This is a genomic window from Variovorax sp. Soil_C_19, from assembly GCF_057657255.1.
In genome coordinates this window covers 411,901-427,113 of the sequence record NZ_JBDGIV010000002.1, presented here as the reverse complement: position 1 = coordinate 427,113, position 15,213 = coordinate 411,901, and the positions used below count along the sequence as shown (strand labels likewise).

At 67.7% G+C, this 15,213-nt stretch carries 14 protein-coding genes; 6 read left to right on the top strand and 8 right to left on the bottom strand.

What is annotated here, in order from left to right; genetic code table 11:
• The first annotated feature begins 20 nt into the window (after positions 1-20).
• Positions 21-1,445 carry an MATE family efflux transporter gene (locus AC3A6R_RS06460; protein ID WP_487864040.1) on the top strand — a complete coding sequence of 475 codons (1,425 nt, stop codon included), beginning with the start codon at positions 21-23 and terminating at the stop codon, positions 1,443-1,445.
• A gap of 42 nt (positions 1,446-1,487) precedes the next feature.
• Here AC3A6R_RS06460 and AC3A6R_RS06455 read toward each other — a convergent pair whose 3' ends face one another.
• From AC3A6R_RS06455 to AC3A6R_RS06435, 5 genes are all read right to left on the bottom strand, one after another.
• The gene (locus AC3A6R_RS06455) at positions 1,488-1,802 is read right to left on the bottom strand and encodes a hypothetical protein (RefSeq protein WP_487858213.1); all 315 of its coding nucleotides are present in this window, start codon (positions 1,800-1,802) and stop codon (positions 1,488-1,490) included.
• A gap of 112 nt (positions 1,803-1,914) precedes the next feature.
• Positions 1,915-2,649, bottom strand: a complete 735-nt coding sequence (locus AC3A6R_RS06450; protein ID WP_487864039.1) for an aldolase — start codon at positions 2,647-2,649, stop codon at positions 1,915-1,917.
• Positions 2,650-2,695: 46 nt separating this feature from the next.
• A complete protein-coding gene (locus AC3A6R_RS06445) occupies positions 2,696-3,340 on the bottom strand; it encodes a 2-dehydro-3-deoxy-6-phosphogalactonate aldolase (protein WP_487858211.1) in 645 nt (214 codons plus the stop codon).
• Entirely contained in the window at positions 3,337-4,251 is a 915-nt protein-coding gene (locus AC3A6R_RS06440; RefSeq protein ID WP_487864038.1) for a 2-dehydro-3-deoxygalactonokinase, read from the bottom strand. The genes AC3A6R_RS06445 and AC3A6R_RS06440 overlap by 4 nt, the downstream gene beginning before the upstream one ends.
• A 1-nt stretch (position 4,252) precedes the next feature.
• Positions 4,253-5,992, bottom strand: coding sequence for an IlvD/Edd family dehydratase (locus AC3A6R_RS06435; protein ID WP_487864037.1), 1,740 nt, complete (start codon positions 5,990-5,992; stop codon positions 4,253-4,255).
• A gap of 158 nt (positions 5,993-6,150) precedes the next feature.
• On the opposite strand from AC3A6R_RS06435, the gene AC3A6R_RS06430 reads away from it, so the two are divergent.
• The 5 genes from AC3A6R_RS06430 (at position 6,151) to AC3A6R_RS06410 (ending at position 11,149) form a co-directional block, all read left to right on the top strand.
• Positions 6,151-6,900: a FadR/GntR family transcriptional regulator gene (locus tag AC3A6R_RS06430; protein ID WP_487858208.1), complete on the top strand. Its 750-nt coding sequence runs from the start codon at positions 6,151-6,153 to the stop codon at positions 6,898-6,900.
• Positions 6,901-6,953: 53 nt separating this feature from the next.
• Entirely contained in the window at positions 6,954-7,499 is a 546-nt protein-coding gene (locus AC3A6R_RS06425; RefSeq protein WP_487858207.1) for a TRAP transporter small permease, read from the top strand.
• On the top strand, positions 7,496-8,797 hold the full coding sequence (locus AC3A6R_RS06420) for a TRAP transporter large permease (protein WP_487858206.1): 1,302 nt from the start codon (positions 7,496-7,498) through the stop codon (positions 8,795-8,797). The genes AC3A6R_RS06425 and AC3A6R_RS06420 overlap by 4 nt, the downstream gene beginning before the upstream one ends.
• Before the next feature lie 62 nt (positions 8,798-8,859).
• Entirely contained in the window at positions 8,860-9,870 is a 1,011-nt protein-coding gene (locus AC3A6R_RS06415; RefSeq protein WP_487858205.1) for a TRAP transporter substrate-binding protein, read from the top strand.
• Between the two features lie 82 nt (positions 9,871-9,952).
• Positions 9,953-11,149, top strand: a complete 1,197-nt coding sequence (locus AC3A6R_RS06410) for a mandelate racemase/muconate lactonizing enzyme family protein (RefSeq protein WP_487858204.1) — start codon at positions 9,953-9,955, stop codon at positions 11,147-11,149.
• A gap of 21 nt (positions 11,150-11,170) precedes the next feature.
• On the opposite strand, the gene AC3A6R_RS06405 is transcribed toward AC3A6R_RS06410, so the two are convergent.
• The 3 genes from AC3A6R_RS06405 to AC3A6R_RS06395 all read right to left on the bottom strand — a co-directional run bounded on the left by AC3A6R_RS06405 (position 11,171) and on the right by AC3A6R_RS06395 (position 15,137).
• A complete protein-coding gene (locus AC3A6R_RS06405) occupies positions 11,171-12,184 on the bottom strand; it encodes an endonuclease/exonuclease/phosphatase family protein (RefSeq protein ID WP_487864036.1) in 1,014 nt (337 codons plus the stop codon).
• Positions 12,185-12,301: 117 nt separating this feature from the next.
• Positions 12,302-14,113: a DEAD/DEAH box helicase gene (locus tag AC3A6R_RS06400; protein ID WP_487858202.1), complete on the bottom strand. Its 1,812-nt coding sequence runs from the start codon at positions 14,111-14,113 to the stop codon at positions 12,302-12,304.
• A 250-nt stretch (positions 14,114-14,363) separates the two neighbouring features.
• Positions 14,364-15,137, bottom strand: coding sequence for an SGNH/GDSL hydrolase family protein (locus AC3A6R_RS06395; RefSeq protein WP_487864035.1), 774 nt, complete (start codon positions 15,135-15,137; stop codon positions 14,364-14,366).
• Positions 15,138-15,213 lie beyond the last annotated feature (76 nt).

Sequence of the window (15,213 nt, the reverse complement as noted above, 5' to 3'; positions counted from 1 at the left end):
CCGGCCGCAGGAGACGCACCATGAACAACAGCCCGCTCCAGGCCGAACAACTCGATCCGCGCACGCGCCGCCTGCTCGAGGCGCCGATCGTGCCCACGCTGCTGCGCCTTGCCGCACCCAATGTGCTCGTGATGGTGGCGCAGGCGGCGGTCGGCCTCATCGAGACCTACTTCGTCGGCAAGCTCGGCACCGATGCGCTCGCGGGCATGGCGCTGGTGTTTCCGATCGTCATGCTGATGCAGATGACGTCGGCCGGCGCGATGGGCGGCGGCATCGCCTCGTCGATCGCACGCGCGCTCGGTGCGCGCCGGCGCGGCGATGCCGATGCGCTCGTGTGGCATGCGGTGGTCATCGCCATCGGCTTCGGGCTTTGCTTCACGCTGGCGCTGCTGGCGGGCGGACGCTGGCTCTACGGGGTGATGGGCGGCAGCGGTGCCGCGCTCGATGCGGCGCTGACGTACTCGAACTGGGTGTTCGCGGGCGCGGTGCTGGTGTGGCTCTTCAACTCGCTCTCGGCCGTGATCCGCGGCACCGGCAACATGGCGGTGCCGGCCAGGGTGACGGTGGCGGGCGTGTTCTTCCTGGTGCCCGCCTCGCCGCTGCTGATCTTCGGCTGGGGGCCGCTGCCGGGCATGGGCATCGCGGGCGGCGCGATGGCGCTGCTGCTGTATTACCTGCTGGGTTCGATCGCGCTCATCGTCTACCTGCGCTCGCCGAAGAGCCTGCTGCGCCCCAGGCTGGCGGCCATGCAGTTCCGCTGGCCATTCTTTCGCGACATCCTGCGCATCGGGCTGGTGGCGGCGATCGCCACGGTGGCCACCAACCTGTCGATCGGCATCGCCACCGCGCTCGCCGGGCACTTCGGCACGGGTGCGCTCGCCGGCTACGGCACCGCGTCGCGGCTCGAGTACCTGCTGGTGCCGCTGGTGTTCGGCCTCGGCGCGCCGCTGGTTGCGATGGTGGGCACCTGCATGGGCGCCGGCCAGCGCGAGCGCGCGCTGCGTGCCACCTGGGCCGGGGCGGGGCTGGCCTTCGCATTGACCGAGGCCATCGGCCTCGCGGCAGCCCTGTTTCCGCGCCCCTGGCTGCTGCTGTTCGGCAGCGATCCCGCCATGCTCGAGACCGGCGCCCAGTACCTGCGCCTGGTCGGGCCGTTCTACGGTTTCTTCGGCGTTGGTCTGGCGCTGTACTTCGCTTCGCAGGGGGCGGGCCGCCTGCTGTGGCCGGTGCTCGGCAATGTGGCGCGCCTTGTGGTCGCCGGGCTCGGCGGCTGGCTGGTGCTGCACTGGGGCGGCGGGCTCGCGAGCGTGTTCGCGGTGCAGGGCGCGGCGCTCGTGGTGTATGGCATTTTGATCGCCTCGGCGATCGCCGGCGGCGCATGGTTCGGCCGCGTCGGCTGGCCGCGCACGCCGGGCGGGCTGCTGCGGCGCATGGCGCAGGCCTGACCTCGGTTCGAGGTCGGCCGCCTGAACGCCGAGCGCGCGCGATCAGTAGCGGTAGGGGTTGTGGGGCCGGCGGTCGTAGCGGTTGGGCACGCCGTCGCGGTCGTAGTCCCTGCGCCCGTGGCGGCGTTCCCAGTGGCGATGCCGATGGTCGTGGCCGCGGTAGTAGCGCGAACCGTAGTAGTGATGCGGCGGGGGCGGCGGCGCGTAGTAGCGATGGCGCGGCGGCGGCGGGGGGCCGGGGACCACGTAGACCTGGGCCTGGATGAACCCTTCGCGGGGCCCGGCCTGCGCCGGAACGCTGAATGCGGCGATGGAGAGCAGGGCGGCGGCGCTGGTGGCGATTGCAAGCTTTTTCATGGCGACTCCGATGGAGTGGTTGGAAGCCCTATCGTCGGGGCGCCATGTGAACGCTTTGTAAGGCTGGAGCGAAATCCCATGAAGAGCTGTAAGCCGCAGCACCGTCCGGAATTCAATGTGGTGCGGGAAGCAGGCGCCGCAGCGCCTCGAAAAACAGGTCGGACTGCTCGCGCTCGCCCTGGATCTGCTTGGACACATGCGCGGCCATTGCGGGATCGACCGCAACCAGCGGCCGGCCCGTGGACTGCGCGATCACCTGGTGCAGGCAGGCGCGTTCCAGGTAGTAGAGATCGTCATAGGCATGGGCGATCGTGGCGCCGGCCACGACCACGCCATGGTTCGCGAGAAAGGCCACGTCCTTGCCCGTCATGGCGCGCGCAATGCGCTCGCCCTCGGCATCGTCGAGCGCGAGGCCGTTGTACACCGCGTCGATCGCGATGCGGTTCATGTAGCGCATCGCGTTCTGGCTCAGGGTCGGGTCGAGCGCGCGGTCGGCCGTCAGCGTGAGCGCGGTGGCATAGGGCATGTGGCAATGCAGCACCACCGCATGGCCGGTCAGCCGGTGCACCGCGCCATGGATGAACAGCGCGGTCGGCTCGACGCGGTGGCGGCCGGCCAGCACCTCGCCATGCACGTCGATTAGCACGATGTCGTCGGGCCCGACCTCGCTCCAGTGCAGGCCGCGCGGGTTGATGAGGTAGCGGTCCTGGGCGCCCGGCAGCATGACGCTGAAATGGTTGCACACCCCTTCGGACAGGCCGTGGTGGGCGGCAGCGCGCAGTGCGAGCGCAAGGTCTTCGCGCAGGGTGCGCACGGAGGGGCTGGCGTATTGCTGATCTGCGGACATCGCGCTTTCCTCGTGGACGTGAATGAATGGATGAAGCGAAGGGTGTTCAGGCGCGGGTCGCGCCCGTGTATGCGGCGACGAAGCGCTCGGCATCGGCACGCACCTGCGCTGCCGACTTGCCAGGCTTGTAGAGCGCGGAGCCGATGCCGAAGCCGGCCGCGCCGGCCGCGCGCCATTCGCCCATGTTGGCCGGCGTGATGCCGCCCACGGGCATCAACGGCGTGCCCGGCGGCAGCACAGCGAGCAGGGCCTTGACCACCGCCGGCGACGCGAGTTCGGCCGGAAACAGCTTGAGGCCGGTCGCACCCGCCGCCAGCGCGCCGAAGGCCTCGGTCGGCGTCATCACGCCGGGCAGGCAGACCATGCCGAGCCGCACGGCCTCGGCGATCACGTCGGCATCGAAGTTGGGCGCCACCACCAGTTCGCCGCCGGCGTCGTGCACATGGCGCACCTGCTGCACGTCGAGCACGGTGCCGGCGCCCACGAGCGCGGCCGGAAAGCGCGCGCGCATCAGCGCGATGCTGGCGTAGGGATCGGGCGAATTGAGCGGCACCTCGAGCAGCCCGAAACCCGACGCGACGATCGCATCGCCGATGTCGGCGGCTTCGGGCGGCGTGAGGCCGCGCAATATCGCGACGAGCGGCAGCGCGCGCATCGCTGTATCGAATTTTTCGCGGGGCGTGGTGGTCATGAGGTCGAGCTCCTGTCTGCGTCGAGAAAGCCGGACAGCGCGTGCAGTCCGGCCCATGTGGCTTCGGCACCGAGCGTGCGCGTGGCGACGCCCGTGGTGCGCAGTGCGAGGGCATAGCGCTCGGTCAGCGCCGGCGCGCCGATCAGCACCACCTCGCCGAAGGCGTGCAGCGATTGCGTGCGCAGCTCTTCGCCGATCAGCAGGCCCGACAGATAGCTCGAGACCTCCTGCGCGGGCAGGCGGTCGAACAGCGCAAGCGTGCGTGCGCCGAAGGCGTTGTGCAGCAGGCCTTGGCCGTTGTCGGCGCGCGCCACGCCTTGCGCGAACGCGGCCTCGTCGAGCGGCGCATCGGCCCGGAGCGTGCGCGCGAGGATCGAATGCTGGCTCAGCAGCGCATAGAACTCGCCCGTCATGAAGGTGCGAAAGCCCGTCACGCGGCCCTTCTTGACCGTGGCCCACTTGTTGTGCGTGCCGGGCAGCACGAAGACGCCTTCGTCCACGCCCATGAGCGCCACCGCGCCGAGGATTTGCACTTCCTCGCCGCGCATCACGTCGGGCACGCCGTCGTGCGCGTCGCTGAGGCCCGGCACGATGGCGACGCGCGCACCAGGCAGGCCAGCATCGATGTCGATGATGCTGCGCCCGATCTCGACCCGGCCCGCCGGACACGCGCAGTAGGGCGCCTCGACCCATCCTTGCTTGCTGCCGGCCATGCCGGAGATCAGGCAGCGCGTGCCGGCCGGCTGCATCCAGTCGGCGAACAGGGATTCGAACACCGCGGCAAAGCCGCCCGCAGGCACCTTGAGGATGCCGCGCGGATCGCTGCGCTCTTCGAGCACCTTGCCGCCGGCATCGAGCAATGCGCCGCGCAGCGAGCTCGTGCCCCAGTCGATCGCGACCAGCCTGGCCATGTCAGTGGTTGTCGCGTGGCACGAAGGGGCCGCGCCGGCCACGCAGGAACGCGAGGTCGGCGCCCTGGTCCGCCTGCAGCACCGTGTCGACATAGAGCTTCCAGTAGCCCGAATCGAGCGGCGGCTTGGGCGCGACCCATTGCTCGCGCCGCTTCGCGAGCTCCTCGTCGCTGACGTGCAGATGCAAACGGCGGTTCGGCACGTCGAGCTCGACGATGTCGCCGTCCTGCACAAGCGCCAGCGGCCCGCCCGCCGCGGCCTCGGGCGCGGTGTGCAGCACCACGGTGCCGTAGGCGGTGCCGCTCATGCGTGCGTCGCTGATGCGGACCATGTCGGTGATGCCTTTGCGCAGCACCTTCGGCGGCAGCGGCATGTTGCCGGCCTCAGCCATGCCGGGGTAGCCCTTGGGGCCGCAGTTCTTGAGCACCATGATGCAGTGCTCGTCGATGTCGAGGGCCTCGTCGTCGATGCGCTTGTGCAGGTCGTCGGCGCTCTCGAACACCACCGCGCGGCCCTTGTGCACCAGCAGCCCGGGCGTGGCCGCGCTCGGCTTGATGATCGCGCCGTTGGGCGCGAGGTTGCCGCGCAGCACGCAGATGCCGGCCTTGTCCTTGAAGGGCTCGGCCAGCGGGCGGATGACCTGGGCGTTGTAGTTCTCGGCGTCCTTCACGTTCTCCCAGAGCGTCTGCCCGTTCGCGGTGATCACGTCCTTGTGCAGGAGGTCGGCGATTTCCTTCATCACCACCGGCAGGCCGCCGGCGTAGCAGAAGTCTTCCATCAGGAACTGGCCCGAGGGCTGCAGGTTCACCAGGCAGGGCAGCTCGGAGGCGAGGCGGTCGAAGTCGTCGAGTGTGAGTTCCACGCCGATGCGGCCCGCGATGGCGAGCAGGTGGATCACGAAGTTGGTCGAGCCGCCGATGGCCGCGTTGACCTTGATCGCGTTCTCGATCGCCTGGCGCGTGAGGATCTTCGACATGTGGAGGTCTTCATGGACCATGTCGACGATGCGCCGGCCCGCCATGCGCGCAAGCACGTTGCGGCGGCCGTCGACGGCGGGGTAGGCCGCATTGCCCGGCAGCCCGATGCCCAGCGACTCGACCATGCTCGCCATGGTGCTGGCGGTGCCCATGGTCATGCAGTGGCCGTGGCTACGGTGCATGCAGCTCTCGGCCTCGAAGAAGTCCTGCAGCTTGAGCGTGCCCGCACGCACCTGCTCGCTCATCTGCCATACGCCGGTGCCAGAGCCGAGTTCCTGGCCGCGCCACTTGCCCGAGAGCATCGGGCCACCCGAGACGCCGATGGTCGGCAGGTCGACGCTGGCGGCGCCCATCATGAGCGCGGGCGTGGTCTTGTCGCAGCCCATGAGCAGCACCACGCCGTCGAGCGGATTGCCGCGGATGCTCTCTTCCACGTCCATGCTCGCGAGGTTGCGGTACAGCATGGCGGTGGGACGCAGCAGCGTCTCGCCGAGCGACATCACCGGAAACTCGAGCGGGAAGCCGCCGGCCTCGTAGACGCCGATCTTGACCTGCTCGGCGAGCGTGCGGAAATGCGAGTTGCAGGGCGTGAGTTCGCTGAAGGTGTTGCAGATGCCGATCACCGGGCGGCCGTCGAACTGGTCGTGCGGCACGCCCTTGCCCTTGACCCAGCTGCGGTAGATGAACCCGTCACGGTCGGTGCGGCCGAACCATTGCTGGCTGCGCAGTTCTTCGGGTTTCTTCTTCTTCGGTGGCGTGCTCATCGTTGTCTCCGTGGCTGGAAGGAATGCCGGCAGGTCAGGGTTTTTCCTGCCGTTAACAATTTTCAATCATCATATGATAAGCGCGACACGCCATCCGCCGTTCAGGGTTTCCGAGCGGCCGGACCAGGGACCGGACAACAACCACAACGCACGCAGGCATGATCAAAAACGTCCACGGCAACACGGTCGACCGCATCGGCAGCGACATCGTTGCGGGTCGCTATGCGCCCGGCGCGTCGATCCCGCCGGAGCCGCTCTTGTGCGAGGCGCTCGGCGTGAGCCGCACCGTGGTGCGCGAGTCGATCAAGTCGCTGATCGCCAAGGGGCTCGTGACCAGCGGCCCGAAGGTGGGCACGCGCGTGCAGCCGTCGGACCAGTGGAACTGGTTCGACGCCGACGTGATCGTCTGGCAGACGCAGGCCGGCCTCTCGGCTGAGTTCCTGCGCGACCTGCAGGACCTGCGCCGTGTGGTCGAGCCTGCCGCGGTCGGGCTGGCCGCGCTGCGCGCCACGGCCGCGGACATCGCCGAGATGGAAGACGCCTACGCGGGCATGAAGCGCGCCATCGAGTTCGGCGGCGACTACATCACGCCCGACCTGCGCTTTCACCAGGGACTTATCCGCTCCAGCCACAACCGCATGCTGGTGCAGATGAGCCGTGCGCTGGGCGCGCTGCTGCGCACCAGCTTCGAGATCTCCACCAGCCGAAAAGACGGGCCTGCCACGTCGCTGCCGCTGCACCGCGCAGTGCTCGACGCCGTGATCGCGCGCGAATCGGCCCGCGCCGAGAAGGCCGTTCTGGTTCTGATCGACGGCGCGCGCCATGACATCGAGCAGGTGCTGGCGTCGCGCAAGAAGCTGCCGCGCATCAGCCGGCCGGCCACGCAGCTCAAGGCCTTTCCGCTCTAGCGAGCGGACGGCGACCCATTCCATAACAACACCGCAAGACAGGAGAGAAGGTGATGAAGAGCGCAGTCGACGGTTTTTTTCGCGTGCTGGAGTTCCTCGTGGTCGCGTGCATGGTGGCGATGGTCATCATGGTGTTCGGCAACGTGGTGCTGCGCTACGGATTCAACTCCGGCATCTCGGTGTCGGACGAGATGTCGCGCTACTGCTTCATCTGGCTCACGTACATCGGCGCCATGGTGGCCATGCGCGAGGGCGCGCATCTCGGGGTCGACACGCTCATCAAGCACCTGCCGCGCGGCGGCAAGAAGCTCTGCTTCTTCCTGAGCCAGGCGCTCATGTTGTTCTGCAACGTGCTGTTCTTCATGGGCACCTACCAGATGCACGAACTGCAGGTGACCAACATCTCGCCCGTGGTCGGCATTTCGATGATCTGGATCTACGGCATCGGCTACATCGTGTCGGTGGTGATGGCGCTCTTCAACATCGACAAGCTCTGGCGGCTCTTCAGGGGGCGCGTGCCCGACCATGAACTGATTCAGGTCAGGGAATCCGAAGACCAGGTGCTCGATGCCCCGGCGCAAGCAAAGGTGGCGCCATGACGGTCACGATCTTCATCGTCTCGTTGCTCGGCGCCATGGCGCTGGGCATCCCGATCTCGTACTCGCTGCTGGTGTGCGGCGTCTCGCTGATGGCATGGCTCGCCGCCACCGGCGGCCTGCCGGCCTTCGACAGCCAGATCATCGCGCAGCGCTTCGTCGACGGCGCCGACAACTTTCCGCTGCTTGCAGTGCCGTTCTTCCTCCTGGCCGGCGAGTTCATGAATGCCGGCGGCCTGAGCCGGCGGATCGTGAACCTCGCGATGGCCTGGGTCGGGCACTACCGCGGCGGCATGGGCTACGTGGCAGTGCTGGCGGCGATCATCATGGCCTCGCTTTCGGGCTCGGCCGTCGCCGACACCGCGGCCCTGGCCGCACTGCTGATCCCGATGATGAAGGCCGCCGGCTACCAGCTGAACCGCTCGGCCGGCCTCATCGCCGCGGGCGGCATCATCGCGCCGGTGATTCCGCCGTCGATCGGCCTCATCGTGTTCGGCGTGGCCGGCAACGTGTCGATCACCAAGCTGTTCCTCGCGGGCATCGTGCCCGGCATCCTGATGGGGCTGGCGGTCGGCGTCGCCTGGTGGATCGTGGCCAAGAAGGAGAACGTGCGTTCGTCGCCGCGCGTGCCATGGGGCGAACGGCTCAAGGTCACGGCGCAGGGCAGCCTCGCGCTGGCGCTGCCGGTCATCATCATCGGTGGCATGAAGTTCGGCGTGTTTACGCCCACCGAGGCGGCCGTGGTGGCCGCGGTGTACTCGCTTCTCGTCGGCGTTTTCGTTTACGGTGAACTGAAGGTGCGCGACCTCTACCGCCTGACGCTCGCGGCCGGCAAGACGACGGCCGTGGTGATGTTCCTCGTCGCGGCCGCGATGGTCAGCGCCTGGCTGATCACGGTGGCGAACATTCCCGCCGAGGTGGTTTCGCTGCTCGAGCCGTTCCTGGACAACAAGATCCTGCTGATGTTCATGATGATGGTGCTGATCGTCATCGTGGGCACCGCACTCGACTTCACGCCGACCGTGCTGATTCTCACGCCGGTGCTGATGCCAGTGGTGCTCAAGGCCGGCATCGACCCGGTGTACTTCGGCGTGATGTTCATCATGAACAACGCTATCGGCCTGATCACGCCGCCTGTTGGTACGGTGCTCAACGTGGTGAGCGGCGTGGCGCGCATCTCGATGGACGATGCCTTCAAGGGCGTGATGCCGTTCTTCATCGCGCACTTGGTCGTGCTGTTCGCGCTGGTGTTCTTCCCGCAACTCGTGACCGTGCCGCTCCAGTGGTGGATGGGGCGCTAGTTTTTATCCTTTCTCTGTCAGTCCATTCAATCAACCAACCCTTGCAATCGAAGGAGACAAGCATGCTGTTTCGCAGAACCCTAATGACCGCCGCCCTCGTGGCCGGCGGCCTGCTCGCATCGACCGGTGCCATCGCCCAATTTGCCGAACGCACGATCAAGTTCACCAACGGCGTGAACGAGGACCACCCGGTGGGCGTGGGCGTGAAGAAGATGCAGGAAGTGCTGGCCGCCAAGACTGGCGGCAAGATGAAGATCGTCGCCTTCTGGGGCGGTGCGGCGGGCGGCGACCTGCCGGCCACGCAGGCGTTGCGTGCGGGCACGCAGGAGATGGTGTGCACCTCGAGCTCGCCGCTGGTGGGCATCGTGAAGGAGCTCGGCGCCTTCGACCTGCCGTTCCTGTTCGCCAGCGAGAAGGAGGCCGACGCGGTGCTCGATGGTCCCGCGGGCGAGTACTTCAACAAGAAGCTCGAAGCCGCCGGCCTCGTGAACCTGGCCTACTGGGAGAACGGATTCCGCAATCTCACCAACAGCAAAAAGCCGGTCGCGAAGGCCGAGGACTTCGAAGGCGTGAAGCTGCGCGTGATGCAGAACAACATCTTCCTCGACTCGTTCAAGACGCTGGGCGCCAACGCCGTGCCGATGGCCTTCGGCGAGGTGTTCACCGCGCTCGAGACCCGCACCATCGACGGCCAGGAAAACCCCTTCGTGACGATCGAGACCTCGAAGTTCAGCGAAGTGCAGAAGTACCTGAGCGTCACGCGGCACGCCTATACGCCGTTCCTGATCCTCTACAGCAAGAAGCTGTGGGACCAGCTCAACCCGCAGGAGCAGGCCGTGCTGCGCGAAGCCGCCAAGGAAGGCCAGAAGGTCCAGCGCGAAGCCAATCGCGCGCTCAACGAGAAGTCGCTCGCGAACCTGCGCAAGACGATGACGGTCAACGAGGTCTCGGCCGCCGAGCAGAAGCGCATGCTCGAGAAGGTCAAGCCGGTGTATGACAAGAACGTGCCGACCATCGGCGCCGAGGCCGTGGGCGTCGTGACGGACGCTCTCAAGAAGGCACGCGGAGGCTGAGGCTTCCCGGCATGGCCTGAGTCCCCTGTGAAAGCCGCGCGGTGCGAGCCGCTGCGGCTTTTTCTTTTTTTGGACCCTCTTCATGAAAATCACGAAAGTCGAAACCATCCGCCTCGGCGAGTTCCCGAACATCCTGTGGGTGCGGCTGCACACCGACGAGGGACTGGTCGGCCTCGGCGAAACCTTCATGGGTGCAGAGGCCGTCGAGGCCTACCTGCACGAGTGGGCGGCGCACAAGCTGCTGGGCACCGATCCGCTGCAGATCGAGGCGCGCAACCGCGACATCACGGGCTACCTCGGATGGCGCGGATCGGGCGTGGAGACGCGCGGCAACTCGGCGGTGGACATCGCGCTCTGGGACCTGTTCGGCAAAGCCGCCAACATGCCGGTGCACACGGCGCTCGGCGGCAAGAGCCGCGACGCCATCCGCATCTACAACACCTGCGCGGGCTACCAATACATCCGTAGCGCCACCAACCAGACCAGTTCGAACTGGGGGCTCGCCAACAACAACGGCCCCTACGAAGACCTGCAGGGCTTCCTGCACCATGCGGACGAGCTGGCCGAATCGCTGCTGTCCGAAGGCATCACGGCGATGAAGATCTGGCCCTTCGACCCGGCCGCGGAGAAGAGCCATGGCCAGTACATCAGCAACGGAGACCTCGATGCCGCGCTGGAACCGTTCCGCAAGATCCGCAAGGCCGTGGGCGGCAAGATGGACATCATGGTCGAGTTCCACAGCCTGTGGCGATTGCCGATGGCGCAGAAGATCGCGCGGGCGCTGCAGGAGTTCGACACCTTCTGGCACGAGGATGCCATCCGCATGGACAGCCTCGACCTGCTCACGCAGTACGCAAGGGACTGCAAGGCGCTCGTCTGCGCGAGCGAGACGCTGAGCTACAAGTGGGGCTTCAAGGACTATCTGCAGACCGGCGTGGCCGGCGTGGCGATGCTCGACCTGAGCTGGTGCGGCGGCCTGACCGAAGCGCGGAAGATCGCCGCCATGGCCGACGCCTGGCAGCTGCCCGTGGCGCCGCACGACTGCACCGGGCCAGTGGTCTGGGCCGCCTCCACGCACCTGAGCCTGCATGCGCCCAATGCGCTGGTTCAGGAGAGCGTGCGCGCCTTCTTCACGGGCTGGTACCGGGAGCTCGTCACCGAGCTGCCGAAGGTCGAGAACGGCATGATCAGCCTCAACGACAAGCCGGGCCTCGGCCTCGAGCTGTTGCCCGACCTGCACAAGCGCGCCGATGCGATGGTGCGGGTGTCGAAGGCCTGAAGGCCGGGAAAGGGCGACCCGTCAGTCCGTGCGCAGCCGCAGCAGCGCACGCACGAAGCCGTGGTCCGAACGCGAGCGGTCGCGGCCTTCGTGCAGGTGATCGTTGAAGTAATCGACCCGGCGCACGTCGCCCAGGCTGTTGCGGCTCGTGGCGACGAATTCCTCGCTCACGAAGATCTGGTCGAGCACGGCCGGAAAGCCCTGGTGGATGTGCGAATAGGCCACGTCCTTCTTGAGCGCCGATTCGCCCTGCATCTCGTAGGCGTTGAAGAGCGCAACGTCGCGCGCCCCCTTGTCGTAGGCGACCTCGGCGGTGGCGGCCACCAGCTGGGTGGTCACGCTGTGCGGGTCGTCGTTGAAGTCGCCCATCACCACCAGCGGCACCCGGGTGTTCGCCAGCAGGTCGATCACGATGCAGCGCAGCGCGGCTGCCTCGGCGCCGCGCATCAGCAGCGAGCGCAGCGATGCCATCGCGCCGACCTTGCGGTCGTCGCGGTCCTCGAGTGGCTGGCCCGCTGCATCGAGCAGGAACTTCGGCCGCTTCGACTTCAGGTGCACCGTCAGCACGTGCACCGGCTGGCCATGCTTCATGCGCACCGTGACGAGGAACGGCGGGCGTTCGAATCGCGTGTGCTGCCCCAGCCCCGGCACCTCGACGCCGAAGCCCGGCGGGAAGTCGACGAACGACTGGGCATGCTCGACGCGAAGCCGCGTCGCGATGCCCACCCGCGGCGTGCCCTGTGCGCCGTTCAGCGGCGGCGTGTTCTCCGCGCCCGGCACCGAGACGAAGTCGTAGCGCAGGCCGCTGCGCGCGATGGCGGCCTTCAGCGCGGCCTCGTCCCAGACTTCCTGCACCGCGAGCACGTCGGCATTGAGCGTGCGGAAGCGTTCGCCCGTCCATTCGATCTTGCGCTCGTGGTCGCGTTCGTCGTAGGGCTCCTGGTTCTCGTAGAAGACCCGGTGCGGGTTGGCGAGATTCAGCAGGTTGCAGGTGGCGACGAAGAGGGTGGCGTAGTTGGGCGGGATGTGGGCCATGGCGTGCGATTGTGTCTTGTCGTCGTGCGGCCTGCCTGACGCCGATGCAAGGAAAAAAGGGCACCGAGAGGTGCCCTTTGTTGGTGTGAAGCGCGGGTGTTCGGCCCGCGCCTCGGCTCAGCGCCCGAACGAACGGCCGCCGCCGCCGCCCGAACGGTTTCCACCGCCACCACCACCGCCGCCACCGCCGTAGCCACCGCCACCACCCGAACGGCCACCGCCGCCCGAGCGGCTGCCGCCGTAGCCGCCGCCGCCACCCGGACGCCCGCCGCGTCCGCGGCCGCCGCCCATGTGGTCGACGCTCGTGCGCAGCGGATCGGGCTGGCCTGCCGCGCCTTCCACCGCTTCGGCGCGCAGGTGCGCCACCTGGTTGGCCTGCGTGGGGCTGTGGCTGTTGCCATGATGGCGCGGTTGGCGCTCTTCATGCGGCAGGTGCTGGTGCGGCGCGTGCTGGTGCGGTGCGCTGCGCGCCGGCGCCTGGGGGCCGCGGCCCTGCGGCGGGCGGGCGCCCTGGCCGCGCGGACCCTGGCCTTGTCCCTGGCCGCCGGCATTGCGGCCTTGACCGCCACCGCCACCGCCTCCAGCACCGCGGCGCTGTCCGCCGCCATTGCCGGCACCGGCGTTGCCGCCACCGCCCTGGCCGGCCTTGTTCTCGCGGACGCGTTGCAGCATCTCGGTGCGGGCAGCCTTGGCGGCCGCCTGCATGACGTCGCGGCTCGGCGGACGGCCTGCGCCGCCCCAGATGGTCTGGCGGCCCATGGCGATCGGTTCGGCGCGTTCGCCTTCCTCGGGGCCGAAGCCTTCGATGAACTGCACCGGGATCGTCTGCTTCGTGAAGCGCTCGATCTCCTGCATGAAGCCTTCTTCGTCCATGCAGACGAAGCTCACGGCCTCGCCGCTCGAACCGGCGCGGCCGGTGCGGCCAATGCGGTGGACGTAGTCTTCGCTGACGTTCGGGATCTCGTAGTTCACGACGTGCGGCAGCTCGTCGATGTCGATGCCGCGGGCTGCGATGTCGGTGGCCACCAGCGCGCGGATGTCGCCGCTCTTGAAGCCGGCCAGCGCCTGCGTGCGCGCGCTCTGGCTCTTGTTGCCGTGCAGCGCCATGGCCTGGATGCCGTTCTTGGTGAGGAATTCGGCCACGCTGTTGGCACCGAACTTGGTGCGCGTGAACACGAGCACCTGGCTCCACTTGTTCTCGTTGATGATGTGGGCGAGCAGCGCCTTCTTCTTGCCGCGGCCCACGGGGTGGATCACCTGCGTGATGCGCTGCACGGTGGTGTTGCGCGGCGTGACCTGGATGCTCTGCGGATTCTTGAGCAGCGTGGCCGCGAGGTCGCGGATCTCGTCGCTGAAGGTGGCCGAGAACAGCAGGCTCTGCTTTTGCTTGGGCACCAGCGCGAGGATCTTCTTCACGTCGTGGATGAAGCCCATGTCGAGCATGCGGTCGGCTTCGTCGAGGATCAGGATCTCGACCTGGCCCAGGTCGAGCATGCCCTGCTGCTGCAGGTCGAGCAGGCGGCCCGGCGTGGCCACGAGGATGTCGACGCCCTTCTTGAGCTTGCTGATCTGCGGGTTCATGCCCACGCCGCCGAAGATCACGGTCGAATCGAGTTCGAGGTACTTGCCGTAGGTGCGCACCGATTCCTCGACCTGGGCGGCGAGTTCGCGCGTCGGCGTGAGCACGAGGGCGCGCACGCCGATGCCGCCGAACTTGTTGGTGGCGCGCGTGCTGGTGCTGAGCTTGTGCAGCATCGGCAGCGTGAAGGCGGCCGTCTTGCCGGTGCCGGTCTGGGCGCCGCCGAGCAGGTCGTGGCCCTCGAGAACGGCCGGGATGGCCTGTGCCTGAATGGGGGTGGGGGTGTCGTAACCGTGCTCGTGCACAGCCTTCAAGATGGCAGGGGCCAGCTTCAGTTCGTCAAAATTCATTGGAAACAATAAGCGCCATACACGGCGCAGTGACATCGGCCCGCTTGGCGTCATGGTGACGCCGAGCCAGTCAAGGCAGATGAAGGTCAGGGGTGGGAGCCGGAAAGTCCACCCTCGCAAGAGGGTTGATGGCGCTTGGGGTTGCCAAGGCTGGATGGGCTTTCTTCGTCCCCGGCAGAGAGCCGGCGTTGCGGGCAACTGGACCCGGCAACAGCGCTATTGTCGCATGAGTCGGCGTTTGGGGCGCCCATTACCTGCAATCGGTCACGCGTTCGAGCGTGGTGAGCAGCTTCCGGAACAGCCGGTCGCTGTAGGCCCGGCTCGGATGGATGCCGTCCTGCAGGTCGTCGGGACCATCGAAACGCACCGCGCCCCAATCGACGAAGGCCACTTTCCTGTCGAGTGCCACCAGGCGCGTGAGCTCGTCGTAGCGGGCACGCCGGATCAACTGGGGTTTGCGGATGTGCAGCGCGGGCATTTCGATCTGGCGCGAGAAGCCGGTGAGGATCGGCTCGCGGCCCTCCGCACGCAAGCCGTCGATGATGTCTTGCAGCGCCTGGACGTAGAGCGCGGGCTTCACATTGCGCCACGCGTCGATCACGCCGCTCTCGATCACGACCCAGCGGCCGCTGCGCGGCAGCTCGTCGAAGCGGCGCGCAAGGTCGGTCAACAGCACCTCGGGGGCCGAGTGATCGACGAAGGTCAGGGCCGGGTACTGTTTCTGAAGGGAGGCGATCGGACGTTCCTGCGTGCCGTTGTTGGCCATGATGCTGTCCGCGTAGACATCCACGGTACAGCGCAACGGCGCCGTGACTGACCGCGGCGCCCGCGGCCCGGCGGCGGGGACATGGGCGACGCTTCGGACGACGGGCGCCGCAGGTTGGCTGGTGGGGAGGCGGTTGGCGCTACCGCAGCCGGTCAGCACGATGAAGCCGGCGCAGAGCAGAACGCCCGACCAAGGTGGCGCGCTCCGGAGCGCGCGCGACAACGACTGCGACTTGCGCAGCCAGGCGTGTGTGAACATTGGTTTCCTGCTGAGCGATCGACGCGCCGGAAATTCGGCACCTCATCGGCCGCGCTTGGTGCGCGCGGCGATCTCT

What these genes read in the sequence shown, in the direction of transcription:
- AC3A6R_RS06460 (WP_487864040.1), top strand. Translation starts at nt 21, where the DNA reads ATGAACAACAGCCCGCTCCAGGCCGAACAACTCGATCCGCGCACGCGC.
- AC3A6R_RS06415 (WP_487858205.1), top strand. Translation starts at nt 8,860, where the DNA reads ATGCTGTTTCGCAGAACCCTAATGACCGCCGCCCTCGTGGCCGGCGGC.
- AC3A6R_RS06425 (WP_487858207.1), top strand. Translation starts at nt 6,954, where the DNA reads ATGAAGAGCGCAGTCGACGGTTTTTTTCGCGTGCTGGAGTTCCTCGTG.
- AC3A6R_RS06410 (WP_487858204.1), top strand. Translation starts at nt 9,953, where the DNA reads ATGAAAATCACGAAAGTCGAAACCATCCGCCTCGGCGAGTTCCCGAAC.
- AC3A6R_RS06445 (WP_487858211.1), bottom strand. Translation starts at nt 3,340, where the DNA reads ATGACCACCACGCCCCGCGAAAAATTCGATACAGCGATGCGCGCGCTG.
- AC3A6R_RS06440 (WP_487864038.1), bottom strand. Translation starts at nt 4,251, where the DNA reads ATGGCCAGGCTGGTCGCGATCGACTGGGGCACGAGCTCGCTGCGCGGC.
- AC3A6R_RS06450 (WP_487864039.1), bottom strand. Translation starts at nt 2,649, where the DNA reads ATGTCCGCAGATCAGCAATACGCCAGCCCCTCCGTGCGCACCCTGCGC.
- AC3A6R_RS06455 (WP_487858213.1), bottom strand. Translation starts at nt 1,802, where the DNA reads ATGAAAAAGCTTGCAATCGCCACCAGCGCCGCCGCCCTGCTCTCCATC.
- AC3A6R_RS06395 (WP_487864035.1), bottom strand. Translation starts at nt 15,137, where the DNA reads ATGTTCACACACGCCTGGCTGCGCAAGTCGCAGTCGTTGTCGCGCGCG.
- AC3A6R_RS06405 (WP_487864036.1), bottom strand. Translation starts at nt 12,184, where the DNA reads ATGGCCCACATCCCGCCCAACTACGCCACCCTCTTCGTCGCCACCTGC.
- AC3A6R_RS06400 (WP_487858202.1), bottom strand. Translation starts at nt 14,113, where the DNA reads ATGAATTTTGACGAACTGAAGCTGGCCCCTGCCATCTTGAAGGCTGTG.
- AC3A6R_RS06435 (WP_487864037.1), bottom strand. Translation starts at nt 5,992, where the DNA reads ATGAGCACGCCACCGAAGAAGAAGAAACCCGAAGAACTGCGCAGCCAG.
- AC3A6R_RS06420 (WP_487858206.1), top strand. Translation starts at nt 7,496, where the DNA reads ATGACGGTCACGATCTTCATCGTCTCGTTGCTCGGCGCCATGGCGCTG.
- AC3A6R_RS06430 (WP_487858208.1), top strand. Translation starts at nt 6,151, where the DNA reads ATGATCAAAAACGTCCACGGCAACACGGTCGACCGCATCGGCAGCGAC.